This is a genomic window from Streptomyces sp. NBC_00523 (assembly GCF_036346615.1).
In the GTDB taxonomy this organism is placed as follows: domain Bacteria; phylum Actinomycetota; class Actinomycetes; order Streptomycetales; family Streptomycetaceae; genus Streptomyces.
Genome location: NZ_CP107836.1, coordinates 4,885,203 through 4,908,310 on the forward strand (window position 1 = coordinate 4,885,203; position 23,108 = coordinate 4,908,310).

A 23,108-nucleotide genomic window follows, 5' to 3' on the forward strand; every position below is an offset into this window, starting at 1 on the left:
CGTCTCGGAAAGAATCCCGAGGTCTCGGAACGTAGTCAGGGTGCTGCCTCTTCTGTGAGACGCGGTCCGAGGCGAACGAAGGGGGTCGTACCGTGCCGGGGTTGGTCATCCGGCTGCTGTGCCGGGTGGCGCGGGACCACTGCCGTCGCTCGAGCGCTCGTGCCGCTGAGGGGGCCCCTCATCTGCGGTCGTACGTGTGCACGCACCGCGTGGAGGGCTGTCGGGTCGGAGCCGATCGGGCCACCGACCGGGCATCCTCATTCAATTTCGCGCCACGAGCGGATGCAAAGTGCTCAGTAAGCGCAATACCACTGTACCCCGGATCCGCGCATCTGTGTTGGGCGAATTCGTCGGAACGGTGTGACGTCGGTCGTCGGGCGGGCCCTTCCGCCGCTGCCCGGGCGGGCTATTCTGCGCTGCATGGAGACGCCTGACAACGCCAATGAAGCCCCCGCGACGACCCGGATCGCCGACCAGGACTGGGCCACCGCGGCCGCGCAGCCGCAGTACCGGGCCGCCGTCGTGGATCTGCTGGGCGCCCTCGCCTACGGGGAGCTCGCGGCCTTCGAGCGGCTGGCCGAGGACGCCAAGCTGGCGCCGACGCTGGCCGACAAGGCGGAGCTGGCGAAGATGGCGTCCGCCGAGTTCCACCACTTCGAGCAGCTGACGGAGCGGCTGACCGCCATCGAGGTCGAGCCGACCGCCGCCATGGAGCCCTTCGCCCGGGCGCTGGACGACTTCCACCGCCAGACCGCCCCGTCGGACTGGCTGGAGGGCCTGGTCAAGGCGTACGTCGGCGACTCGATCGCCAGCGACTTCTACCGGGAGGTCGCGGCCCGTCTGGACTCCGACACCCGCTCGCTCGTCCTGGCCGTGCTGGACGACACGGGCCACGGCAACTTCGCCGTCGAGAAGGTGCGCGCCGCGATCGAGGCGGACCCGAGGGTCGGCGGCCGGCTGGCGCTGTGGGCGCGACGGCTGATGGGCGAGGCGCTGTCGCAGGCGCAGCGCGTGGTCGCGGACCGCGACGCGCTGTCGACCATGCTGGTCGGCGGGGTCGCCGACGGCTTCGACCTGGCGGAGGTGGGCCGGATGTTCTCCCGGATCACCGAGGCGCACACCAAGCGCATGGCCGCCCTGGGGCTGGCCGCGTAACGAGCCGGGTCAGGCGGCGGCCGACCGACGCAGCCGACGGCTGCGGGGGCGGATCAGCAGGGACACCGTCACGGCGGCGATCGGTACGGCGCCGACCACGACGGCCGCCGCGTGGTGCGGACCGAGCACCGAGTGCATCAGGGACGCGCCGAACAGGCCGCCGAGCGCCCCCGTGCCGAACACGGTCCGGCGGGCCGGGAGCCGGCCGGGGAGCGAGCGCAGCGCCGCCCAGGAGAGGGCCACTCCGAGCACGACGGCGCTCACGGTTTCCAGGATCACGGACGATCACCTCGCAGGTATGCGGAACGGGCGCTTCGGTCCTGCTGGTACTACCCGTGAGCGCCCGCTCACAACCCTCCCGCGCACAGGCTTCGCCCAGCCGCCGCACAGCCTGACCCCGGACACGGGTACCGAATGAGGAGCGGCCCGGCGGGAAAATCCCACCGGGCCGCTCCTCGCGTTCGTACGCCCTACAGCGCGCCGAACCCCACCCGTCGGGTGCTGGGCTCGCCGATCTCCACGTAGGCGATCCGGTCGGCCGGCACCAGGACCTTGCGGCCCTTCTCGTCCGTGAGGCTGAGCAGCTGCGCCTTGCCGGCGAGAGCCTCGGACACCGCGCTCTCGACCTCTTCGGCGGAAAGCCCGCTCTCCAGAACGATCTCCCGGGGCGAGTGCTGCACCCCGATCTTGACCTCCACGGCTATGTCCCTCCGACGGTCAGTCCCTGCGCGGCGAACCGCGCCGTACGCAGCACACATTAGCCCGCTGAAGGGACTCGTCAGGGCGCCCCCGGCCACGCCCGCAGCGAACACGGGCGGCGGCCGGGCGGTCAGTGCTGATCGATGCCGTGCAGGGGGAAGCCCGCGATGCCGCGCCAGGCCAGCGAGGTGAGCAGCTGGACCGCGGTGTCGCGCGGAATGGCCGACCGGCTCGACAGCCAGTAGCGGGCGACCACCTGGGACACCCCGCCGAGGCCCACCGCGAGGAGCATGGACTCGTCCTTGGACAGGCCCGTGTCGCCCGCGATCACGTCGGAGATCGCCTCGGCGCACTGGAGCGAGACCCGGTCCACGCGCTCGCGCACGGCGGGCTCGTTGGTCAGGTCGGACTCGAAGACCAGCCGGAAGGCGCCGCCCTCGTCCTCCACGTACGCGAAGTACGCGTCCATCGTCGCGGCGACGCGCAGCTTGTTGTCCGTGGTCGACGCCAGCGCCGTACGCACCGCCTGGAGCAGTGACTCGCAGTGCTGGTCGAGAAGGGCCAGGTAGAGCTCCAGCTTGCCCGGGAAGTGCTGGTAGAGCACCGGCTTGCTGACTCCCGCGCGCTCCGCGATGTCGTCCATCGCCGCGGAGTGGTAGCCCTGCGCGACGAAGACCTCCTGCGCGGCTCCCAGCAGCTGGTTGCGTCGGGCGCGGCGGGGCAGGCGAGTGCCCCGCGGGCGCGCCGCCTCGGTCTGCTCGATGGCTGTCACGCCGCCTCCCAAATTCGTGGTCCGACACAGCCGTTCCGTACGTGCCGCGCCATACCGACATCGTACTTTTGGGTAACCCCGGTATGCGCGGCGCGGACGCAGAATTTCACGGACCGGACGGCTGCGGTAGCCGCAGAGCGCCCCTTCCCGTGCGCAGAGCGGGACGTATCAGCGGTAATCGTCCTCGTCCTGGGGAACCACGCGGGCCTGGTCCGCCGCGTCCGCCTCGCTGGCGCCGCTGCGGTCGAGGTCCGCGAGCGGTTCGTCGCTCTCCGGACGGAGGTCGGTGTGCTGCTCGGCGGCGTCCGCCTCGGGTGTCTCCTGGTCGGGCTCGTCCGGCTGGACGTCCTCGAAGGTCTCCGGCTCCCTCGGGTCGACCGTCATGGTGACTCCCTTCCTCGGTTCGAGCCTATGAGGTACCCGGTAAAGGCGCTAGGCGATCGTGTGACGGCGAACACATGAACCCCGGTGTGATCATCTCGTAACATTGCCGCATGTCTTCGACCGAGCTGCCGGGAGTCCGCGCCGCCGCCGCGGCGGTGTCACCCACGGTGAGCGCCGTCCGGGTCGCGGAGGGGGAGCGGCTGCGCTCCGTCGAGCTGCCCGGGCTGACGCTCACCGTCCGTTCGCGGCCGTCCCGGGGGTCCGGGCTGCCGTCCGCCCTCTTCGTGCACGGCCTCGGCGGCTCCTCGCAGAACTGGTCGGCCCTGATGCCGCTCGTGGAGGAGCTGGCCGACTGCGAGGCGGTCGACCTGCCCGGCTTCGGCGACTCGCCGCCCCCGGACGACGGCAACTACTCGGTCACCGGCCACGCCCGCGCGGTCATTCGCCTCCTGGACGCCCAGGAGCGCGGCCCCGTCCACCTGTTCGGCAACTCGATGGGCGGCGCGGTCGCCACCCGGGTCGCCGCGGTCCGCCCCGACCTGGTGCGTACGCTCACGCTGATCTCGCCCGCGCTCCCGGAGATCCGGGTCCAGCGCACGGCCGCCCCGACCGCCCTGCTCGCACTGCCGGGCGTCGCCTCCCTGTTCGCCCGGCTGTCCCGGGACTGGACCGCGGAGGAACGCACCCGCGGAGTCATGGCACTCTGTTACGGCGATCCGGCACGGGTCTCCGAGGCGGGCTTCCGCGACGCGGTGGCCGAAATGGAGCGCCGGCTGGAACTGCCGTACTTCTGGGACGCCATGGCGCGTTCCGCCCGTGGGATCGTCGACGCGTACACCCTGGGCGGACAGCACGGGCTGTGGCGTCAGGCCGAGCGGGTGCTCGCGCCGACCCAGCTGGTGTACGGCGGACGGGACCGGCTCGTCTCGTTCCGGATGGCCCGCAGGGCGTCCGCGGCCTTCCGCGACGCGCGCCTGCTGACACTGCCCGACGCCGGGCACGTGGCGATGATGGAGTACCCGGAGGCGGTCGCCCAGGCGTTCCGGGAATTGCTCGACGAATGCGGCGGGAGCTGATCCAGGGCGTGGGACGACACAGCCGGAAGGGCCCTGCGCCCAGCGCGCCCGCAACCGGGCAGGCGGAGCCGGACGAAGCGGGGCGCGAGGCCGCCCGGCCCGTCGCCGGCACCGGACGGCGCAGACGGGAGGCGGGATCCGCGCCCTTCGCGGGTGCGCCCGAGGTGCGCGGCGGCCACCCCGAACAGCGTGAGGCGGGCGGCGGCTGGGGCGCGGGCCCCATGCGCGCCCCTTCCCGCCCCGGCCTCCAGGCGCCCGCACCCGGCGCGCGCCCCGGCGCTCCGCGCCCCCCGCACCACCAGCAGGCCACCGGCACCCGGCCGCTGATACCGGGTCCGCGGCGCGAGTTCGTGGAAGCCTTCGACAGCCCGCCCGCGCCGCCCGCCCCGCGCCGCCGCGACCCGGTGGCCGAGGACCCGTACCGCTCCGTCACCGACTGGGAAACCCGCGAGCCGGAGACCAGGGACGACGAGGAAGCGGCTCCCGTCAGGGAGAGCAAGGGCGGCAAGGGCCGTACGCTCACCGGCATCGCGGCCGCCGCGGTGACCACCGTCCTCGCGGTCGTCGTGGCCGGGCAGGTCGCCCACGACAGCACCTCGGGGAACGGCGCCGCGCAGGCCGCGGGGGTGGACCGGGACGGAGCGGACAACGCCTCCCGCTCCGACAGCCGGACGACCCCCTCGCCCAAGGCGGCCGTCAAGCCCCTGACGTACGAACAGAAAATGGCCAAGTCCTATCCGCTCTCACCGGCGCTGACGGGCTCGGGGAAGTTCGAGACCGTGCCCGGCTCCGCCAAGGCGCCCGGGAAGGGGACCGTCCACCGCTACCGGATCGACGTGGAGAAGGGGCTCGGGCTCGACCCCCAGTTGTTCGCCCAGGCCGTCCAGAAGACCCTCAACGACGACCGGAGCTGGGCGCACGACGGCGACATGACCTTCGAACGGGTCTCCGAGGGCAAGCCGGACTTCGTCATCACGCTGGCCAGCCCCGGCACCACCGGCAAGTGGTGCGCCAAGTCCGGCCTGGACACCATGGAGGACAACGTCTCCTGCGACTCGGCCGCCACCGAGCGCGTGATGATCAACGCCTATCGCTGGGCGCAGGGTTCGGCCACCTTCGGACCGGACAAGCTCTACTCGTACCGGCAGATGCTCATCAACCACGAGGTCGGCCACCGGCTCGGCCACAACCATGTGAGCTGCCGGACGGAGGGCGCGCTCGCGCCGGTCATGCAGCAGCAGACCAAGACGCTGGACCTCGACGGCATCAAATGCCGCCCCAACCCGTGGGTCTACCCCACCTCTGAGTAACCCTCAGTTTCCATAGCGCGACAGAACGCTATTCCGCTGGGAAAGTTACGCCGGTTCACCCCTTTCGGTGGCGCGATGGACAACCGTCCGTCGCGCCACCGGCGTATCCGCTTACGGTCGTCCCGCCGCGAGTCGCCGAAGGAACGGCGGCCGCTCACAAGGGAGATCGGGGGTGCGCTCGTGCGGATCGGACTGCTCACCGACGGTGGTTATCCGTACGCGACCGGTGAGTCCAGGCTCTGGTGCGACCGGCTCGTACGCGGGCTCGCACAGCACGAGTTCGACCTCTTCGCGCTCAGCCGCTCCGCCGAACAGGAGGCGGCCGGCTGGGTCCGGCTCCCTCCCCAGGTCGCCGGCGTGCGCACCGCGCCCCTGTGGACCGCCGACGAGGGCACCCTCGGCCTGCACGCCCCCCGGGGACCGCTCGCCCGGCTGCTGACCGGCGGGGGCGCGCGGACGTACGCCCGGCGCGAACGGCGGCGTTTCGCCGCCCACTTCGCGGACCTCGCGGCCTCCGTCTGCGCCGCCGCGGGCCCGGAGCGCGGCCGTACGGACGCGGGCCACCCGGAAGGCGGCGCCGTGTCCCGGCTCGCGGACGAGCGCTTCACCCGCGGGCTCTACGGCCTCGCCGAACTCGCCTGGGAACACGGCGGACTGCCCGCCGCCCTGCGCTCCGAGACGGCCGTGCGCATCCTGGAGGCCGCCTGCCGCGCCCCCGGCACCGGACGCACCGTGCAGACCGCCACCGTCACCGACCTGCTCGCCTTCACCGCCGAGCTGGACCGGGTGCTGCGCCCCCTCTCCCTCGACTGGTACGAGGAGGACGGCCTCGGTGCCGTGGACCTCTGCCACGCGACGGCGGGCGGTGCCGCCGCGCTGCCGGGGCTGCTGGCCAAACGCTTCTTCGGGGTGCCGCTGCTGGTCACCGAGCACGCCGTCCGGGTCCGGGCGCACTACCTCGCGTCGGGCGGTGCGCCGGTCAGCGCGCCGGTGCGCGCCCTCCTCGCCCACCTGCATGGACGGCTCGCCACCGAGGTGTACCGGCAGGCCGACCTCATCACCCCCGGCAACACCCACGCCCGCCGCTGGCAGGAGCGCTGCGGGGCCGACGCCGCCAAGCTGCGGACCGTGTACCCGGGCATGGAGGCGGCCCGGTTCGCCGCGCTCGGCGAGAGCGAGGACGACGGCGGGCCCGACACGCTCGTCTGGGTCGGCCGCATCGAGCCCGCCAAGGACCTGATCGGCCTCCTGCGCGCCTTCGCCGAGGTGCGCCTCGCCGAGCCCGACGCCCGGCTGCGGATCATCGGCGCACCGGCCCCGGGCCCGGCGGGCGCTGCCTACCTGGCCCGCTGCCGCGCCCTGGCCGCCGAGCTCTTCCCCGAGGAGGACGCGGTCGGCTTCGAGGAGATCGGCGGGCCCGAGGTCCCGGAGCTGGCCCAGGCGTACGCGGCGGGCGGCGTCGTGGTGCTCTCCAGCGTGGTCGAGGGCTTCCCGATCAGCCTGGTCGAGGCGATGTTCTGCGGCCGGGCCACGGTGTCCACGGACGTCGGCGCGGTGGTCGAGGTCATCGGCGGTACGGGGCTCGTGGTCCCGCCGCGCAACCCCCGGGCGCTCGCGGACGCCTGCCTCGCGCTCCTCCGTGACCCCGAGCGCCGTGCGCGCCTGGGTGCGGCGGCGCGCGCCCGGGCGCTCGAACTCTTCACCGTCGAACAGAATCTCGCCGCCTTCCACGGCATCTACCTGGAGCTCATCGCCCGGGCCCCGGTACGTGAGAGGCCGCATCCCGCCCCGCACGACGGCCCGCGCCCCTTCGCCACCCCGCCGGAGGCCCACGTCCTGGGCCACTGGCCGGAGCCGGCCGGACCGGAGCGCACCGACCGCACCCCCAGCTGGGCGGGCGCCGGGAGCGGCGATGCGTAGCCACGAGACGGCAGCCCCGACACCGGGCGAACAGCACCACGGAGGAACGACGATGAGCCGCGAGGGCCAGCAGGGGGACGCCGCCTCGGCGGGGGAGCTCGCGCCCGGGGACGCGCCCGCGCGCGCCCCCGAAGTGGCGCATGCCCACCCCGCGCCCGCCCTGCGCAAGGCGGCCGTCGGGCGGCGGGGGACCGCCGACCCGGTGCGGGCGCTCATGCACCGTCACCGGGAGCTGTGCGAACGGGCCGTCGACCCGCTGGAGATCGCCGCAGGACTGGAGGCCCACGGGGTCACCGACCGCACCGCCGCCCGCTACCGGCACCGGGACGTGTTCTCGCTCGCCGAGGAGCTCTTCGCCCGGGTCCCCGCGGTCGCGGGGGAGCCCGCGGTGACGGGCTCCGCGACCGGCCCCGCCCCGGCGCGCGACGTCACCACGCGCGCCGCCTGGTCCCTGCGCGCCCTGCTGCCCGGCGCCGCCTGCCTCGCGACCCTCGTCGCGCTCGGGCTCACCGACGGGGTGCTCGGCGGCGACGCCCGCCTCGCCCTCGGCTCCGCCGGGGCGCTCCTCGCGCTCACCGGCCTCGCCCTCACCCTGCGCACCGGCCCGCTCAGCGCCCGGGAGGGGGCGGGCATGTCCGGCGCCGCCGCGCTCGGCGCCTGCTGGCTGCTCGGCTACGTCCTGTACGGCGACGACCTGCTCCACCAGGTCCTCAGCGGCGGCCCCGAGGGCCCCTGGACGGTGACCCCGGCACCCCTGCTGGGGCTCGCCGTCGCGGTGGCCCCGGCCGCCTGGTGCGCCCACCTCTTCGCCCTGGCCGCGCACCGCCGCCTGCACGGCAGCCATGCGCTGGAGGAGTTCGGGGCGGGCGTGCGCCCCCTGCTCTTCGGCGTCGTCGCGCTTTTCGCCTGCGCCCTCGCCGCCCTGCTGTACCTGGCCCGCCTCGGCTTCGGCACCGGCGGCTCACCGGCCGGGGCCGCCACCCTCGGGATGCTGCTCCTGCTGGCCCGCCTGCTGACCGTCCACGGCTTCCCCGAACCGGCCGCCACCGGACTCGCCGCCGCCTGCGCCATGGAGGCCGCGGCCCCCGCCCTGATCCTGGCCGGACGGCTGCCCGGGCTCCACGCGGTCGCCCGCCCCGTCCACGCCCTCATCGAGGCGGCGGGCCCCGGGGTCGTGCCCGTACTGGCCTGCGGCACCGCCGCGTTCGGCCTGCTGATCACCGCCGTCCTCGCCCTCTCCCGGGCCTCCGCCCACGCCGCCCCCTGAGGCGGACCCCCGATCCCCCCGCGGAGCCGACGCCGCGGGCCGTCACCACCCGAACCGCACGCACCGACGCGTACGGGACAGCCCTCAAGGAGACACCCACATGACCCGCCAATCCCCCGCACCGGCAGCCCGCCGTCGGCCCTCAGGCCGGGGCGGTGCGCGATGAGGGTGCTGCTGCTCGGAGCCAACGGATTCATCGGCCGGTTCGTGGCCGACCGGCTGCTCGCCGACCCCGCCGTCCACCTCACGGCCCTCGGCCGCGGCGACGACGCCGACGTCCGGTTCGACCTTGCGACCGGCAGCCCCGGAGCGCTCACCCGCTTCCTGGACGCCGTCCACCCCGGGGTCGTCGTCAACTGCGCCGGCGCGACCCGGGGCGGCGCGCGCGACCTCACCCGGCACAACACCGTCGCCGTCGCCACGGTCTGCGAGGCGATGCGGCGCAGCCGCTGCACCGCCCGCCTGGTGCAGGTCGGCTGCGCCTCGGAGTACGGGCCCTCGCAGCCCGGGTCCTCCACCGCCGAGGACGCCATCCCGCGCCCCGGCGGCCCGTACGGCGTCAGCAAGCTCGCCGCCACCGAGCTGGTCCTCGGCTCCGGGCTCGACGCGGTCGTTCTGCGGGTCTTCTCCCCGGTCGGCCCCGGCACCCCGGCCGGTTCCCCGCTCGGCCGGCTCGCCGAGGCGATGCGCCGCACCATGCAGGCCGGCGACGGCGAGCTGAAGCTCAGCGGCCTCGGCGTGCAGCGGGACTTCGTGGACGTACGCGACGTGGCGCGGGCCGTCCACGCCGCCTCGCTCTCCGCCGCCCAGGGCGTCGTCAACATCGGCACCGGCCGGGCCGTCCGGCTGCGCGACGCGGCGGCCGTCCTCGCCAAGGTCGCCGGATACGCGGGCGCTCTCCACGAGCTGGACTCGCCCCCCGCCCGCCTCCCCATCGGCGCGCCCCGCACCTCCACCGAGTCGGTCATCGAACACCTCTCGGCCACCCCGTCCCCGTACCCGGACGGCTGCGGCGCCTGGCAGCAGGCCGACGTGCGCACCGCGCGGGACCGGCTCGGCTGGCGCCCCCGGATCAATCTGGAGGAATCGCTCGCCGACATCTGGATGGAGGCGGCGTGCCGTATCTGACCAGCACCGGCACCGCCCGGCGCACCAGCGGCGCCGACCGGCTCGGCTTCGGCGTCCCCGGCTACGCCCACCCGCTGCTCGCCCCCGCCGAGTGGGCCGAGCTGAGCCGCCCCGGCACCCCGCTGCACTGGGCCGTCCTCAACATCGACAACGGCCCCGGCAGCCGGCCCGACCCGCACTGCCTGGAGGCGGCCGGCCGGCTCCGCAACGCCCGCGCCCGCGCGCTGCGCGACGGGGACCCGCTCGACGCCGTGCGCGCGTCCGGCGGCAGGCTGCTCGGGCAGCTCGATCTCGCCCACGGCACCCGGCCGTTCGGGGAACTCCTCGCCGACGCCCGGTCGTACCTGGACTGGTACCGGGTGGACGGCTTCTACCTGGACCGCTGTCCGGCCGGCCGCGCCGAGCTGCCCGTCGTCCGCCGGCTCACCGGCACCCTGCGGGCCTTCCTGGGGAAGGACGACGGGCACCTCGTGCTGGGGCACGACACCCATCCGTATCCCGGTTACGCGGAGACGGGGGACCAGCTCGTCACCTTCCGGGGCGCGTGGAGCGACTACCGCTGGTCGCAGGTGGCGGAGTGGACCGCGGCCTACCCGCCCGGCCGCTTCGCGCACTTCGTGCACGGCGTTCCGCGCACGCATCTGGAGGAGGCCATGCGCATCGCCCGCTGGCAGGGCGCCGGGACGATCTTCTTCACCGACCGCGGCGGACGGTCCGGTCCGGGGAACGGCCGGAACGGTCACGGACAAAGCGACCCATTCGCGGCACTGCCCAGGTACTGGGACGAAATCGTCTCGCGGATCGGACCCGGTATCTCGGAATGAGAGGGGGCGTGGCAGTGTTACCGGAAGAACAACCGTACGTAGTCGAAGTACGTAGAAACCGACCACCTGCATTGTTGAGGTTCCTGTGTCGCTGCCACCCCTGGTCGAGCCAGCTGCTGAGCTCACCGTCGACGAGGTCCGCAGGTACTCCCGCCACCTGATCATCCCGGATGTCGGGATGGACGGGCAGAAGCGGCTGAAGAACGCGAAGGTGCTCTGTGTCGGCGCCGGCGGCCTCGGCTCGCCGGCCCTGATGTACATGGCCGCCGCCGGTGTCGGCACGCTCGGCATCGTGGAGTTCGACGAGGTCGACGAGTCGAACCTGCAGCGCCAGGTCATCCACAGCCAGGGCGACATCGGCAAGTCCAAGGCACAGTCGGCCAAGGAGACCGTCCAGGGCATCAACCCCCTGGTCAACGTGGTCCTTCACGAAGAGCGGCTCGAAGCCGAGAACGTGATGGACATCTTCTCCCAGTACGACCTGATCGTGGACGGCACGGACAACTTCGCCACCCGCTATCTCGTCAACGACGCCGCGGTCCTGCTGAACAAGCCCTACGTCTGGGGCTCGATCTACCGCTTCGACGGCCAGGCGTCCGTGTTCTGGTCCGAGCACGGTCCCTGCTACCGCTGCCTCTACCCGGAGCCGCCCCCGCCGGGCATGGTTCCCTCCTGCGCCGAGGGCGGCGTCCTCGGTGTGCTCTGCGCCTCCATCGGCTCGATCCAGGTCAACGAGGCCATCAAGCTGCTCGCCGGCATCGGCGACCCGCTGGTCGGCCGGCTGATGATCTACGACGCCCTGGAGATGCAGTACCGCCAGGTCAAGGTGCGCAAGGACCCCGACTGCGCGGTCTGCGGCGAGAACCCCACCGTCACCGAGCTCATCGACTACGAGGCGTTCTGCGGCGTCGTGTCGGAGGAGGCCCAGGAGGCGGCGGCCGGTTCGACCATCACTCCGAAGCAGCTCAAGGAGTGGATCGACGCCGACGAGAAGATCGAGATCATCGACGTCCGCGAGCCGAACGAGTACGAGATCGTCGCGATCCCGGGCTCCCGGCTGATCCCGAAGAACGAGTTCCTGATGGGCAACGCCCTCCAGGACCTCCCGCAGGACAGGCGCATCGTCCTGAACTGCAAGACGGGTGTCCGCAGTGCGGAAGTCCTCGCGGTCCTCAAGTCGGCGGGCTTCGCCGACGCGGTCCACGTGGGCGGCGGCGTGATCGGCTGGGTCAACCAGATCGAGCCCGAGAAGCCGGTCTACTAGACGACCTCGAAGGGGCCGGTCCGCAGCGCGCGGGCCGGCCCCTTCGGCGTTCCGTGGCCTCGCTACGAGCAGGTCGTGCCGTCCGCCGGGACCTTCCCGTCCAGGAAGTACGCGTCCACCGTCGACGTCACACAGCTGTTGCGGCCGTACGCGCCGTGCCCCTCGCCCTTGTTGGAGAGCAGCACACCGACGCCCTCGCCCAGCGCGTCCGCCATCCGGCGGGCGCCCTCGTACGGCGTGGCCGGGTCGCCCGTCGTCCCCACGACCAGGACCGGACCGGCGCCCGGAGCGCTCGCCTCCGGGTGGTCGTGCTCGCCCTCCACCGGCCAGCCGGAGCACCAGCCCGCCGTGTCCCAGGCCAGGAACGGCCCGAAGACGGGGGACAGCTTCTCGAACTCGGGCAGCAGCGCCTTCGCCTCGGCCGCCGTGGGCCGCGCCTTGCCGTCCGCGCAGGAGATGGCCCGCTGCGAGTGGTTCTGGGTGTCGTAGTGGCCGTTCTGGTCCCGGCCGTTGTACGAGTCGGCGAGCTGGAGCAGCAGGCCGCCGTCGCCGTCCTCCGCCGCGTCCAGGGCGCGGGTGAGGGTGGGCCAGCTGTCCTGGGAGTAGAGGGGGGTCACGATGCCGGTGATCGCCAGCGACTCGTTGAGCGCGCGGTCCGTGCCGGTCGGCAGCGGCTCGGCGTCGATCCGCTTCAGCAGCGCCGCGATCCGCCGGGTGCCCGCCTCCGGGTCCTGGCCGCGGTCCTTGAGGTAGTTCTCCAGGGCCCGCTGGAAGCCGGTCGCCTGGTTGCGCGCGTGCCCGGTGGCGTCCGCGGTCGGGTCGACGACCGCGTCGAGGACCGTACGCCCCACGTGCTCCGGGAAGAGGTGGGCGTACGTGCCGCCCAGCTCGGTGCCGTACGACATCCCGAAGTACGTCAGCTTCTCGTCCCCGAGGGCGCGGCGGATCACGTCCATGTCGCGGGCGGCGTTCGTCGTGCCGACGTACGGGAGGACCTTGCCGGACAGGCGTGCGCAGCCGGCCCCGAAGTCGGCGCCGTCCTTCATGAACGACGCCTCCTCGGCCGCGGTGTCCGGCGTCATGTCCACATTCTGGTACGCCTTCTCCTGCGCCTTGTCGTCGCGGCACCGCACCCCGGCGCTCTGCGCCACCCCGCGCGGGTCGAAGCCCACCAGGTCGTACCGGGAGTTGAGGGTGGCGTACCCGGCGGCGGCGCGCGGCAGGATCGAGACGCCGGAGCCGCCGGGTCCGCCGAAGTTGAAGAGCATCGAGCCCAGGCGCTTGGACGGGTCCGTGGCCTCCTTGCGGATCAGGGCGATGCCGATCGTCTCGCCCTTGGGCTTCGCGTAGTCCAGCGGCACCTTCACCGTCGCGCAGCGCCACTCGGAGCCCGGCTCCTCACCGCCCTCGGGGGCCTCGCACCGGGCCCAGTCCAGGCGCTGCGAGGCGGGCGACGAGGCGGTGCCGCCGCCCGCCCGCTTGCCCGGCTCGTCGTCCGTACCGTCCTCGCAGCCCGCGAGCACCCCCGTCAGCAGCAGTGCGGCGGTGGCCAGTGCCCCGGCCCGTGCGTGTACGACCACGTGTGCGTTCCCTCCCCGTCGAGCGCTGCCCGTACGGCAGTTCGCCCATCGTAGGGGGGCGTCTCGCGGGGGCTCAGCCGCAGACCGTGCCGGCCTCCGGGGCCCTGCCGTCGAGCAGATAGCCGCCGACCGCCTTCTGCACGCAGGCGTCGCCGCTGTTGTACGCGCCGTGGCCCTGGCCCTTGTACGTCATCTGCACACCGACGTCCTCGCCCAGCTCGTCAGCCATCGCCTTGGCACCCGCGTACGGGGTCGCCGGGTCGCCGGTGTTGCCGATGACGAGGATGGGGGCGGAGCCGGGGGCGCTGACGTCGGGGGTCTTCCAGGTGCCCTTGACCGGCCAGTCGGTGCAGCCCATCAGGCCCCAGCCCAGGTAGTTGCCGAAGACCGCCGAGGCGTCGCGGAATTCGGGGAGCTTCGCCTTCGTCTGCTCCAGGGTGAACCGCTCGCGCGAGTCGGCGCAGCTGATCGCGGAGTAGGCGGCGGCGGAATTGTCGTAGCGTCCGTCGTCGGAGCGGCCGTTGAGGGAGTCGGCGAGCGCCAGGAGCAGGGAGCCGTTCCCGCCGTCGGCCTCGTCCACCCCCTGTTCCAGCAGCGGCCAGGTCTCCTTGGAGTAGAGGGCCGCCGCGATGCCGGTGGTGGCCTGGGTCTCGGTCAGCTTGCGGGCGCCGATGCCCTTGATCGGCTTCTTCTCCAGCTGGTCCAGCAGGGAGGCGATGCCCTTCTCGATCTCCTTCGCGTCGGAGCCGGGGAGCTTGCAGGCGTCGCCCCGGTCCGCGCAGTCCTTGGTGAAGTTCTCCAGGGCGAGCTGGAAGCCCTTGGCCTGGCTCAGCGAGGACTGCTCGGCGTCCTCGGTGGGGTCGACCACCGCGTCCAGGACCGCCCGGCCGACCCTCTTCGGGAAGAGGTGCGCGTAGACGCCGCCCAGCTCGGTGCCGTACGAGATGCCGAAGTAGTACAGCTTGTCGTCGCCGAGCACCTGGCGCATCAGGTCCATGTCGCGGGCGGCGTTGGTGGTGCCGACGTGCGGAAGCTGCTCGCCGGACCGCTTCTCGCAGGCGGCGGCGAACCGCTTGGTGTCCTGGACGAACGCCTTCTCCTCCGCCGCGTCGTCCGGGGTGCCGTCCTCCTGGTAGCGGGCGTCCAGCTGCTGGTCGGTCTCGCACTCGACGCCGTCGCTGTTCCCCACTCCGCGCGGGTCGAAGCTCACCAGGTCGTACCGGGCACGCAGTTTGTCGTACGCCGTACCGAATGCGGGCAGGGTGGCGACGCCCGAGCCGCCGGGGCCGCCGAAGTTGAAGATGAGCGAGCCGATCCGCTTCTTCGGGCTGATCGCCTTCGCGCGGATGAGCGCCAGCTCGATGGTGTCGCCGTCCGGCTTCGCGTAGTCGAGGGGGGCCTTCATGGAGGCGCACTCCCAGTTCGCGCCGCCGGGCAGCGGGGACGGCGGTTTGCCGCCCCCCTGGGCCTGGGAAGGCGCGGGGCACTTCTTCCACGTCAGCTTCTGGGAGGCGAGGCCGGACGAGGGGCTGCCGGTGGTGGCGTTCGCCGCGCGGGCCTGGCTCGTCGGTTCGGCGGCTTCCTTGTCACCGCCGTCCGCACAGCCGGCGAGGGGGAGCAGCACGGTCACGGTGGCGGCGAGGGCCGCGGCGCGCAGGGCAGGGGAGGTCCTCATCGCTCCATGCTGCGGCGGCGCCGGGGCGCGCGCACGGGGTGCCGGTCCAAGTGGGTGGCCCGTGCACGCAGGTCCCTCCCGCGCACCCGGGGGCCTCCCGCTCAGCGCCCGGGTGTCAGATCTGCCCCTTGCGCGTGAGGTGGTTGAAGCACAGCCAGCCGGGAAGGACCGGCAGCCACAGGGTCATCAGCCGGAACAGCAGCACGGCCGGGGCGGCGACCTCCTTCGGCAGCCCGACCGCGATCAGACCCAGCGTCAGCGCGCCCTCGACGGCGCCCATCCCGCCGGGCGTCGGCGCGGCCGAGCCGAGCGCGTTCCCGGCGAGGAAGACCACCGCGATGCTCGCGTAGCTGAGGTGCGGGGTGTCCGGTCCGCTGAACGCCCGGACCGAGGCGTCCAGGCACATCACGAAGACACCGGTCAGCAGCAGCATCCCGCCGATCCCGGTGAGCAGCTTCTGCGGGCGCTGCACCACGTCGAGCATGCGGGGCACGACCCCGGCGAACAGCGACCGCACCCGGGTCACCACGAACTTCCGCAGGAACGGGATCGCGGTGACCACCAGGACCAGCACGGCGACCGTCAGCAGCCCGGCGATCACGGTCCTGGACGGGGTGAGCGAGGACGGCGTCTTCTCGGTGCCGGTCAGATAGCCGAAGGCGCCCAGCAGCAGGATGTGGCAGCCGAGACCGAACAGCTGGGACGCGCCCACGCTGGCCACCGCGAGACCGGGGCGGACCCCGGAGCGCTGGAGGAACCGGGTGTTCAGCGCCACCCCGCCGACCGCCGCCGGGGCCACGATCTTCACGAACGACCCGGCGACCTGCGCCAGGACGGTCCGCCCGAACGACACCCGCTCGGGCACGAAGCCCAGCAGGCTCATCGCGGCGGCCACGTAACTCAGTGCCGAGAAGCCGAGCGCGGCGGCCACCCAGCCCCACTCCGCCTGCTCCACGACCGCCCCGAAGTCGGCCTCGGTGACCTGCGAGATCAGGAAGTACGCGGCGATGGCACCGGCGATGAAGCTGAACAGGGTGCGCGGCTTGATGCGTTCCAGGCGGACCGGCTCGACCGGCGCCTGCGGCCGGATCAGCAGGACCTCCCGGCGGATCTGGGAGAGCAGGTCCTCCTCGCGCGCCTCTTCGAGGGCGTCGTCCATGGCCCGCTTCTCGGCCCGCATCGACTTGCGGGCGGACTTGCGGTCACCGTTCCTGGACAGCTCCGCGTCCTCGGCCCGGGCGCGCTTGGCCGCGTCCGACGCTTCGAGGACCGCCTCGCGTTCGCGCTGCGAGCGTTCCCGGGCGAGCCTGCGCAGCTGCGCCCGGGTGGAGCGGCTGAGCGCGATCGGCTGGAGGAGGGGCAGGCAGTCGGCGACCGCGTCGGGGCCGAGCACGGCGAGCGCGGCGGCCACGGCCCGCTCGGGGCCCACCCGCAGCCCGGTGGTGGTGAGCAGCTGCGCGACGTCCATCCGCAGGACCAGGTCACCGGCCGCGATCTCGCCGCCGCGCAGGTCGGTGACGAACACCGTGCCGAAACGATCCACCAGTATGGCGTCGCCGGTGAGCCTGCGGTGCGCGATCCGGCGCGACTGGAGAGCCTTCACCTGCTCCCACGCCCCGCGCACCAGATCGTCGGTGATCTCGGTGTCCTCCAGGGCGTCCAGGGACCGGCCGCCGATGTGCTCGTAGACCAGCATCACCGCGTCCGGGCCGAGCTCGGAGGTGGCGATGAGCTTCGGCGCGTTGGCCCCGGCGGCGATGGCCGCGTACGCGAGCAGCGCCTCCTGCTCCAGCGCCTGGCGCAGCGACTGGATGGACCGGCGCTGGGTGATGCCGCGCAGGGTGAGCCTGCGCCACACCCGGTAGAAGAACCCCTGGGCCTGTTGCTCGCGGTCCACGACGGTCACGTCGAGCGGTGGCCCGTCCTCCAGGGAGACCAGATAGCGGCGCCCCCGGTCGCTCTGGTCGCCGGAGTCGGGCGCGTCGTCCGCCCGCATCGCGGTGACCGGCCGGAAGCCGACGTGCCGCAGACCGGCCATCAGGTGCTGGCCGGTCGGGCGGACGTTCGGCGAGCCGACCGCGTACAGCGTGCCGTACGCCACCGTCCAGCCGATGAGCACCGTGAGCACGATGGAGAACGGGGTCGTGTAGCCGCCGACCAGCATCGCGAAGGCGTCCAGCAGCAGCACCATCCACAGCACGACGCGCCAGCGCGGCCGTCTCGCCATGCCGACCGCGGTCATGTACGCGATCACGGGCGCGAGGTAGCCGTGGACGGGATCGGTGACCGCGTCGCCGGGCTGCGGCTGGGTCAGCGCGTCCTGGATGGTGCCGGAGGCGGACTTGGCCACCCACAGATCCGTGGCGAGCGTCACCCCGTGCGCCAGCACCGCGGCCAGCACCCCGTCGGCGATCCGCAGCCCGTCGCGTTTGATCAGCCGCTCGATGGCGAAGGCGACCGGCACGAGCAGCACGGCGATGCTGGAGACCAGCCCGGCGAGCTTGATCAGCAGGTCGGGGGCCTGGCCGGTGCCCTTGTTGATGTCCTGTTCGAGGCCGGTGGTCGTGCCGTGGGCGAAGGCGGCGACGGAGAAAAGGACGACGACCGCCAGCACCCCGATGAGCAGGCGCAGCAGGTCGGAGGGGCGGTGCACCCGGGCGGGGAGCAGCGGTTCGTCACCGGAGACGCGCTCGGCCTGCGACGCTTCGGAGCCGGCGAGGGTCGATCCGGCCGGGGTCTCCGCGTCCGTGTCCGGCTCCCGCCGGTCGCTGTCCGGACGCGGCTCGGCATCGGAGGCGTCGGCCGCCTTCGGTGGCTGCACGCCCTGCTCCTTCGTCGCCTCTGATTGGTCTTCGTGTTCTCGTATCACCGGTCACCGCCCGCATGATGGTGGCACGGCCGCTGGGCGCAAGGGGGCATCAGGGTGCGATGCGGGGGCGTGCGATGCGCAACATACGCTCCTTTCCCGCCGTGCGCACGCTGCGTGTGCGCGCGAACACGGCCAGGGCCTTTCGTTTGGATCAGGCCGGGCTGTCGGTGGCGTGCGGCAGGATGGGGCGGATGAGCGAACACCCGACGGGCGACGCGCTGCCGGAGTACGCGGAGCGCGTGCTCGACGTCGCCGACCTGATCCCGCCCGGCCGCGTCATGACGTACGGCGATGTGGCGGAGTGGCTGGACGAGGGCGGGCCGCGCCAGGTCGGCCGGGTCATGGCGCTGTACGGGAGCGCGGTGCCGTGGTGGCGCGTGGTGCGCTCCGACGGCAGGCTGCTGCCCGGCCACGAGCTGCGCGCCCTGGACCACTACCGCGCGGAGAGCACCCCGCTGCGCGAGGCCCCGGCGAGCGCGGAGGGCCACCTCCCGCGCCTGGACATGCGGCGCGCGCGATGGGACGGCGTGACGGGCGGCCCGGCGGCGGCCGGCGGCGGTGGGGGAGCTCACACCTGACAGCTTCGGCCATGGGGCGGCGGAACGGGCGGATCCGCGTCCGTGCGGTGCGCGCGGGGCGGGCGGCGGCCCGTCCGCGACCCGGCCCTCCGGGGGCGTCCGGCCGTCCGGCGGTGTGCGGCCGGGAGAACGTGACGATCCCCGCAGCCGTCCCGCCGCATTCGGGGGGCGCGCCGGAGTAGCGTCTTCAGTTCGCGGCGGACGCCGCGCCCTCACCACCCGTACACCCACCAGGACCGGCGAACCCACGTGAGCACCTCCTCCACCACCCGGCACAGTCCTCACCGTCACGCACGGCCGGGGACCACGGGCCCGTACCGGCTGGTGCGCACCCTGCCGGGTTCGGTGGAGCCCCCTCTCCTGGACGCGGCGCAGCGCGCGGTGGTTGACCACCCGGGCGGCCCGCTCCTGGTCCTCGCCGGACCCGGTACGGGCAAGACGACGACGCTGGTGGAAGCCGTCGCCGCGCGCATCGCCCGGGGTGCCGACCCGGCCCGCCTGCTGGTCCTCACCTTCAGCCGCAAGGCCGCCGTGGAGCTGCGCGACCGGATGGCCGCCCGGCTCGGCGCCGCCCGGGGCCCGCAGGCCACCACCTTCCACTCCTTCTGTTACGCCCTCGTCCGCGCCCACCAGGACGCCGACCTCTTCGCGGACCCGCTGCGGCTGCTCTCAGGCCCGGAGCAGGACGTGACCGTCCGCGACCTCCTGGCCGGTCAGCTCGAACTGGAGAAGGAGGGGCGCCCGCATATCAGCTGGCCCGACGAGCTGCGCGCCTGCCTGACGACGCGCGGCTTCGCCGACGAGGTACGCGCGGTGCTCGCCCGCAGCCGTGAGCTGGGCCTCGGCCCGGACGCCCTCGCCGCCTTCGCCCGGCGCACCGGCCGCCCCGACTGGGGCGCCGCCGCCCGCTTCCTCGCCGAATACCTCGACGTGCTGGACGCCCAGGGCGTGCTGGACTACGCGGAGCTGGTGCACCGCGCGGTGCTGCTCGCGGAGCGCCCCGAGGTGTCGGCGCAGCTGGCGGGGGCGTACGACGCGGTCTTCGTGGACGAGTACCAGGACACGGACCCCGCCCAGGTGCGGCTGCTGCACGCGCTGGCCGGGAACCGGGGCAGCGCCCCCGGGGGCGGCGGCGGGCGCGACCTGATCGCCTTCGGTGACCCGGACCAGTCGATCTACGCGTTCCGGGGCGCCGACGTGAACGGCATCCTCGACTTCCCGGAGATGTTCCGGCGCGCGGACGGCGCACCCGCCCCGGTCGGCGTCCTCACCACCTCCCGCCGCTCCGGCGACCGGCTGCTCGCCGCCACCCGGCTGCTCACCCGGCGGATGCCGCTCACCAGGCTGCCGTCGGCGAAGGTCCGCGCCCACCGCGAACTCGGCGCGGTCCGCGAGGGCGGCTCCGTCGAGGCGTACACCTACCCGACCGCCTCCACGGAGCTGGACAACATCGCGGACCTGCTGCGCCGGGCGCACCTGGAGGACGGGGTGCCGTGGTCCGAGATGGCGGTGCTCGTCCGCGCCGGAGGCCGTACGCTGCCCTCCCTGCGCCGGGCCCTGACCTCGGCGGGCGTCCCCCTGGAGGTCGACGGCGACGACCTGGCCCTGCGCCACGAACCGGCGGTGGGCCCGCTCCTGACGGCCCTGCGCGCGGTGGCGGAGGCGGCGGTGCGCGGGGCGGGCGGGGACGGGGACGCGGCGGACACCCCGGACACCCCGGACACCCCAGACACCCCGGACACCCCCGAAGCCCCCGGGCCCCCCGCCTCCTCCTGGCTCGACACCGAGACCGCGCTCACCCTGCTCGCCTCGCCCCTCGGCGCGATGGACGCCGCCGACCTGCGCCGCCTCGGCCGCGCCCTGCGGGACGAGGAGCGCGCCGCCGGGAACAAGGTGCCCGCGCCCTCCGGTGAGCTGCTGGCCCGGGCGCTCGCCGAGCCGGAACACCTGGTCGCGCACGATCCGGCGTACGCCCGGGGCGCCCAGCGCCTGGGCGCGCTCCTGCGTACCGCCCGCGAGCTGCTTGAGGCGGGCGGCACCGCCGAGGAAGCCCTGTGGGCGCTGTGGTCCGGCACCCCGTGGCCGGGCAGGCTGGAGCGGGCGGCCCTGCGCGGGGGCACCGCGGGGCGCAACGCCGACCGCGACCTCGACGCGGTGTGCGCGCTGTTCGAGACCGCCGCCCGCGCCGAGGAGCGCACCGGCGGCCGGGGCGCCCTCAACTTCCTGGAAGAGGTGGACGCCCAGGACATCGCGGCCGACACCCTCTCCCGCCGCGCGGTCCGCCCCGACGCCGTCCGGCTGATGACCGCCCACCGCTCCAAGGGCCTGGAGTGGCGCCTCGTCGTCGTCGCGGGCGTCCAGGAAGGGCTGTGGCCGGACCTGCGCCGCCGGGGCTCGCTCCTCGAAGCGGACCGGATCGGCCGCGACGGGCTCGCCGAGCCGCTGACGCCCGGCGCCCTCCTCGCGGAGGAACGGCGGCTGTTCTACGTGGCGGCGACCCGCGCCCGCGAGCGCCTGGTGGTCACGGCGGTCAAGGCCCCCGCCGACGACGGCGACCAGCCCTCCCGCTTCCTCGCCGAGCTGGGCGTCGAACCCCGCGACGTCACCGGCCGCCCGCGCCGCCCGCTGTCCGTCGCCGCGCTCGTCGCCGAGCTGCGCGCCACCACCGTGGACCCGGCCGCGTCGGACGCGCTGCGCGAGGAGGCCGCCCGCCGCCTCGCCCGGCTCGCGGCGCTCACCGACGACGACGGCCAGCCGCTCGTACCGTCGGCGCACCCGTACCGCTGGTGGGGCCTGTACGAGCCGACCCGCTCGGCGGTGCCGCTGCGCGACCGGGACCAGCCGGTCACCCTCTCCGGCAGCGCGCTCGACCAGCTCGCCAACACCTGCGCGCTCCAGTGGTTCCTGGGCCGCGAGGTGAAGGCCGACGCGCCCGCGACCGCCGCCCAGGGGTTCGGGAACGTCGTCCACGTTCTGGCCGACGAGGTGGCCTCCGGCCGTACGCCCGCCGATCTGGCCGTCCTCATGGAACGGCTCGACTCGGTCTGGGACGGGCTCGTCTTCGACGCCCCCTGGAAGTCGCGCCAGGAGAAGGAGCAGGCCCGCGCCGCCCTCGAACGCTTCCTGCGCTGGCACGTCATGGACCGGGCCGGACGCACCCCCGTCGCCAGCGAGCACGACTTCGACGTGACGCTGGAGGCGGGGGAGTACGAGGTGCGCATCCGGGGCTCGATGGACCGCGTCGAGCGCGACGCCGAGGGCCGCGCCTACGTGGTCGACTTCAAGACCGGCAAGCAGTCCCCGACGAGGGACGAGGTCCACCGCCACCCCCAGCTCGCCGTTTACCAGCTGGCGGTACGGGAAGGCGCGGTCGACGACGCCTTCGGCGGTACGCGGCCGGAGCCGGGCGGCGCCGAACTCGTACAGCTGCGCCAGCCCGCCCCCAAGAAGGAGGGCGGCGACGCCGCGCCCAAGGTGCAGGCGCAGGCACCGCCGGACGGCGAGTGGGTCTCCGACCTGCTGGCGACCGCGGCGGGCCGGGTCCTGGACGAACGGTTCACACCGACGACCGGCCAGCACTGCGGCCACTGTTCCTTCAAGGCGTCGTGCAGCGCGCAGCCGGAGGGCCGGCACGTCCTGGAGTGATCAGTTCTTACGGGCCACCAGGCCGTACACACTGACGTCGGCGTCGGTGACGTCGTTGATGTCCTGGTAGCGCGTACGGTCCAGCTCGTCCAGACCCGCCACGAACTCGGGGTCCGGGCTCTCGGCCTCCGGCAGGTCCACCACACGCTCCGGGCGCCAGCGGTGCACGGGGACGATGCCGGGTTCCAGGAGTTCCAGGCCGTTGTCGGTGACGAAGCGTTCCATCTGGGCGTACGACCGGCGCACCATGGCGAAGCCGCGCTCCTTGAAGCCCTTGGTGATGCTGCCGACCTGCTCCTGGTTGAGGTCCGAGCTGACATTGCTCAGGACGAGGACGCTGCCGGGGGCCAGCGCGTCGACCAGTTGCTTCACGACCGGGTAGGCCGTCTCGTCCTCGATGAAGTGGGTCACGGCCGCGAGGACCAGGGTGACCGGGCGGTCGAAGTCCAGCGTGCGGCGGGCCGCCTCCAGGATCCGGTCCGGGTCCCGCAGATCCGCCTCGATGTAGTCGGTGCGGCCCTCGGGGCCGCTGGTCAGCAGGGCCTGCGCGTGCACGAGGACCACCGGGTCGTTGTCCACGTAGACGACGCGCGACTCGGGCGCGACGCGCTGCGCGATCTGGTGCACATTCTGCTGGGTGGGCAGCCCGGTGCCGACGTCCAGGAACTGCCGGATGCCCTCGTTCGCGGTGAGGGTGACCGCCCGCCGCATGAAGTCCCGGTTGTGCCGCACGGTGAGGTAGCCGCGCGGATTGGCGGCCAGCGCCATGGCCGCGGCCTCGCGGTCGGCCGGGTAGTTGTCCTTGCCGCCGAGGAAGACGTCGTAGACCCGCGCGGGGTGCGCCTTCGTCGTGTCGATGCGCTTCCTGAGCTCGGTGGCGTCAGGGGCGGATGCGTCGGCGCTCATATGACCGTCCTCGTAAGGCTGTTGGTGCGACCAGCAGATAATTTAGACCCGCTTCG

At 73.6% G+C, this 23,108-nt stretch carries 18 protein-coding genes; 10 read left to right on the plus strand and 8 right to left on the minus strand.

The features are described from left to right. Positions 1-420 precede the first annotated feature (420 nt). Positions 421-1,155, plus strand: coding sequence for a ferritin-like fold-containing protein (locus OHS17_RS22380; protein ID WP_018105508.1), 735 nt, complete (start codon positions 421-423; stop codon positions 1,153-1,155). A gap of 9 nt (positions 1,156-1,164) precedes the next feature. On the opposite strand, the gene OHS17_RS22385 is transcribed toward OHS17_RS22380, so the two are convergent. The 4 genes from OHS17_RS22385 to OHS17_RS22400 all read right to left on the minus strand — a co-directional run bounded on the left by OHS17_RS22385 (position 1,165) and on the right by OHS17_RS22400 (position 3,010). After that, positions 1,165-1,434, minus strand: a complete 270-nt coding sequence (locus OHS17_RS22385) for a hypothetical protein (protein ID WP_330313599.1) — start codon at positions 1,432-1,434, stop codon at positions 1,165-1,167. Positions 1,435-1,625: 191 nt separating this feature from the next. Continuing rightward, positions 1,626-1,853, minus strand: a complete 228-nt coding sequence (locus tag OHS17_RS22390) for a DUF3107 domain-containing protein (protein WP_328902193.1) — start codon at positions 1,851-1,853, stop codon at positions 1,626-1,628. A 131-nt stretch (positions 1,854-1,984) separates the two neighbouring features. Then, positions 1,985-2,626 (minus strand): TetR/AcrR family transcriptional regulator, encoded by a 642-nt coding sequence (locus OHS17_RS22395; protein ID WP_018105511.1) that lies wholly within the window; start codon positions 2,624-2,626, stop codon positions 1,985-1,987. Between the two features lie 168 nt (positions 2,627-2,794). Further along, on the minus strand, positions 2,795-3,010 hold the full coding sequence (locus OHS17_RS22400; RefSeq protein ID WP_018105512.1) for a hypothetical protein: 216 nt from the start codon (positions 3,008-3,010) through the stop codon (positions 2,795-2,797). Between the two features lie 110 nt (positions 3,011-3,120). On the opposite strand from OHS17_RS22400, the gene OHS17_RS22405 reads away from it, so the two are divergent. The 7 genes from OHS17_RS22405 to moeZ all read left to right on the plus strand — a co-directional run bounded on the left by OHS17_RS22405 (position 3,121) and on the right by moeZ (position 11,799). Continuing rightward, positions 3,121-4,086 (plus strand): alpha/beta fold hydrolase, encoded by a 966-nt coding sequence (locus OHS17_RS22405; protein ID WP_330313600.1) that lies wholly within the window; start codon positions 3,121-3,123, stop codon positions 4,084-4,086. Then, positions 4,071-5,396, plus strand: a complete 1,326-nt coding sequence (locus OHS17_RS22410; RefSeq protein ID WP_330313601.1) for a DUF3152 domain-containing protein — start codon at positions 4,071-4,073, stop codon at positions 5,394-5,396. Before OHS17_RS22405 ends, OHS17_RS22410 begins: the two co-directional genes overlap by 16 nt. Before the next feature lie 180 nt (positions 5,397-5,576). Next, the gene (locus OHS17_RS22415) at positions 5,577-7,316 is read left to right on the plus strand and encodes a glycosyltransferase (protein WP_330313602.1); all 1,740 of its coding nucleotides are present in this window, start codon (positions 5,577-5,579) and stop codon (positions 7,314-7,316) included. Between the two features lie 52 nt (positions 7,317-7,368). Beyond that, the gene (locus OHS17_RS22420) at positions 7,369-8,583 is read left to right on the plus strand and encodes a hypothetical protein (protein WP_330313603.1); all 1,215 of its coding nucleotides are present in this window, start codon (positions 7,369-7,371) and stop codon (positions 8,581-8,583) included. 162 nt (positions 8,584-8,745) lie between these two features. After that, on the plus strand, positions 8,746-9,711 hold the full coding sequence (locus tag OHS17_RS22425; RefSeq protein ID WP_018105517.1) for an NAD-dependent epimerase/dehydratase family protein: 966 nt from the start codon (positions 8,746-8,748) through the stop codon (positions 9,709-9,711). Then, entirely contained in the window at positions 9,699-10,535 is an 837-nt protein-coding gene (locus OHS17_RS22430) for a spherulation-specific family 4 protein (RefSeq protein ID WP_330313604.1), read from the plus strand. Before OHS17_RS22425 ends, OHS17_RS22430 begins: the two co-directional genes overlap by 13 nt. A gap of 85 nt (positions 10,536-10,620) precedes the next feature. Beyond that, positions 10,621-11,799: an adenylyltransferase/sulfurtransferase MoeZ gene (moeZ, locus tag OHS17_RS22435; protein WP_018105519.1), complete on the plus strand. Its 1,179-nt coding sequence runs from the start codon at positions 10,621-10,623 to the stop codon at positions 11,797-11,799. Positions 11,800-11,861: 62 nt separating this feature from the next. On the opposite strand, the gene OHS17_RS22440 is transcribed toward moeZ, so the two are convergent. The 3 genes from OHS17_RS22440 to OHS17_RS22450 all read right to left on the minus strand — a co-directional run bounded on the left by OHS17_RS22440 (position 11,862) and on the right by OHS17_RS22450 (position 17,875). Beyond that, complete coding sequence (locus OHS17_RS22440; protein ID WP_330313605.1) at positions 11,862-13,379, minus strand: alpha/beta hydrolase; 1,518 nt, start codon at positions 13,377-13,379, stop codon at positions 11,862-11,864. A gap of 73 nt (positions 13,380-13,452) precedes the next feature. Beyond that, the gene (locus tag OHS17_RS22445; RefSeq protein ID WP_330313606.1) at positions 13,453-15,054 is read right to left on the minus strand and encodes an alpha/beta hydrolase; all 1,602 of its coding nucleotides are present in this window, start codon (positions 15,052-15,054) and stop codon (positions 13,453-13,455) included. 115 nt (positions 15,055-15,169) lie between these two features. Then, on the minus strand, positions 15,170-17,875 hold the full coding sequence (locus OHS17_RS22450) for a lysylphosphatidylglycerol synthase domain-containing protein (protein ID WP_330313607.1): 2,706 nt from the start codon (positions 17,873-17,875) through the stop codon (positions 15,170-15,172). 239 nt (positions 17,876-18,114) lie between these two features. Here OHS17_RS22450 and OHS17_RS22455 point away from each other — a divergent pair, with 239 nt between their 5' ends. Both OHS17_RS22455 and OHS17_RS22460 read left to right on the plus strand, forming a co-directional pair. Continuing rightward, on the plus strand, positions 18,115-18,501 hold the full coding sequence (locus tag OHS17_RS22455; RefSeq protein ID WP_383167245.1) for an MGMT family protein: 387 nt from the start codon (positions 18,115-18,117) through the stop codon (positions 18,499-18,501). Positions 18,502-18,750: 249 nt separating this feature from the next. Further along, on the plus strand, positions 18,751-22,146 hold the full coding sequence (locus OHS17_RS22460) for an ATP-dependent helicase (protein ID WP_330313608.1): 3,396 nt from the start codon (positions 18,751-18,753) through the stop codon (positions 22,144-22,146). On the opposite strand, the gene OHS17_RS22465 is transcribed toward OHS17_RS22460, so the two are convergent. Then, entirely contained in the window at positions 22,147-23,052 is a 906-nt protein-coding gene (locus OHS17_RS22465; protein WP_330313609.1) for an SAM-dependent methyltransferase, read from the minus strand. It abuts the gene before it with no gap. Positions 23,053-23,108: the final 56 nt, after the last annotated feature.

What these genes read in the sequence shown, in the direction of transcription:
- OHS17_RS22380 (WP_018105508.1), top strand. Translation starts at nt 421, where the DNA reads ATGGAGACGCCTGACAACGCCAATGAAGCCCCCGCGACGACCCGGATC.
- OHS17_RS22400 (WP_018105512.1), bottom strand. Translation starts at nt 3,010, where the DNA reads ATGACGGTCGACCCGAGGGAGCCGGAGACCTTCGAGGACGTCCAGCCG.
- OHS17_RS22405 (WP_330313600.1), top strand. Translation starts at nt 3,121, where the DNA reads ATGTCTTCGACCGAGCTGCCGGGAGTCCGCGCCGCCGCCGCGGCGGTG.
- OHS17_RS22410 (WP_330313601.1), top strand. Translation starts at nt 4,071, where the DNA reads ATGCGGCGGGAGCTGATCCAGGGCGTGGGACGACACAGCCGGAAGGGC.
- OHS17_RS22420 (WP_330313603.1), top strand. Translation starts at nt 7,369, where the DNA reads ATGAGCCGCGAGGGCCAGCAGGGGGACGCCGCCTCGGCGGGGGAGCTC.
- OHS17_RS22425 (WP_018105517.1), top strand. Translation starts at nt 8,746, where the DNA reads ATGAGGGTGCTGCTGCTCGGAGCCAACGGATTCATCGGCCGGTTCGTG.
- OHS17_RS22445 (WP_330313606.1), bottom strand. Translation starts at nt 15,054, where the DNA reads ATGAGGACCTCCCCTGCCCTGCGCGCCGCGGCCCTCGCCGCCACCGTG.
- OHS17_RS22455 (WP_383167245.1), top strand. Translation starts at nt 18,115, where the DNA reads ATGAGCGAACACCCGACGGGCGACGCGCTGCCGGAGTACGCGGAGCGC.
- OHS17_RS22465 (WP_330313609.1), bottom strand. Translation starts at nt 23,052, where the DNA reads ATGAGCGCCGACGCATCCGCCCCTGACGCCACCGAGCTCAGGAAGCGC.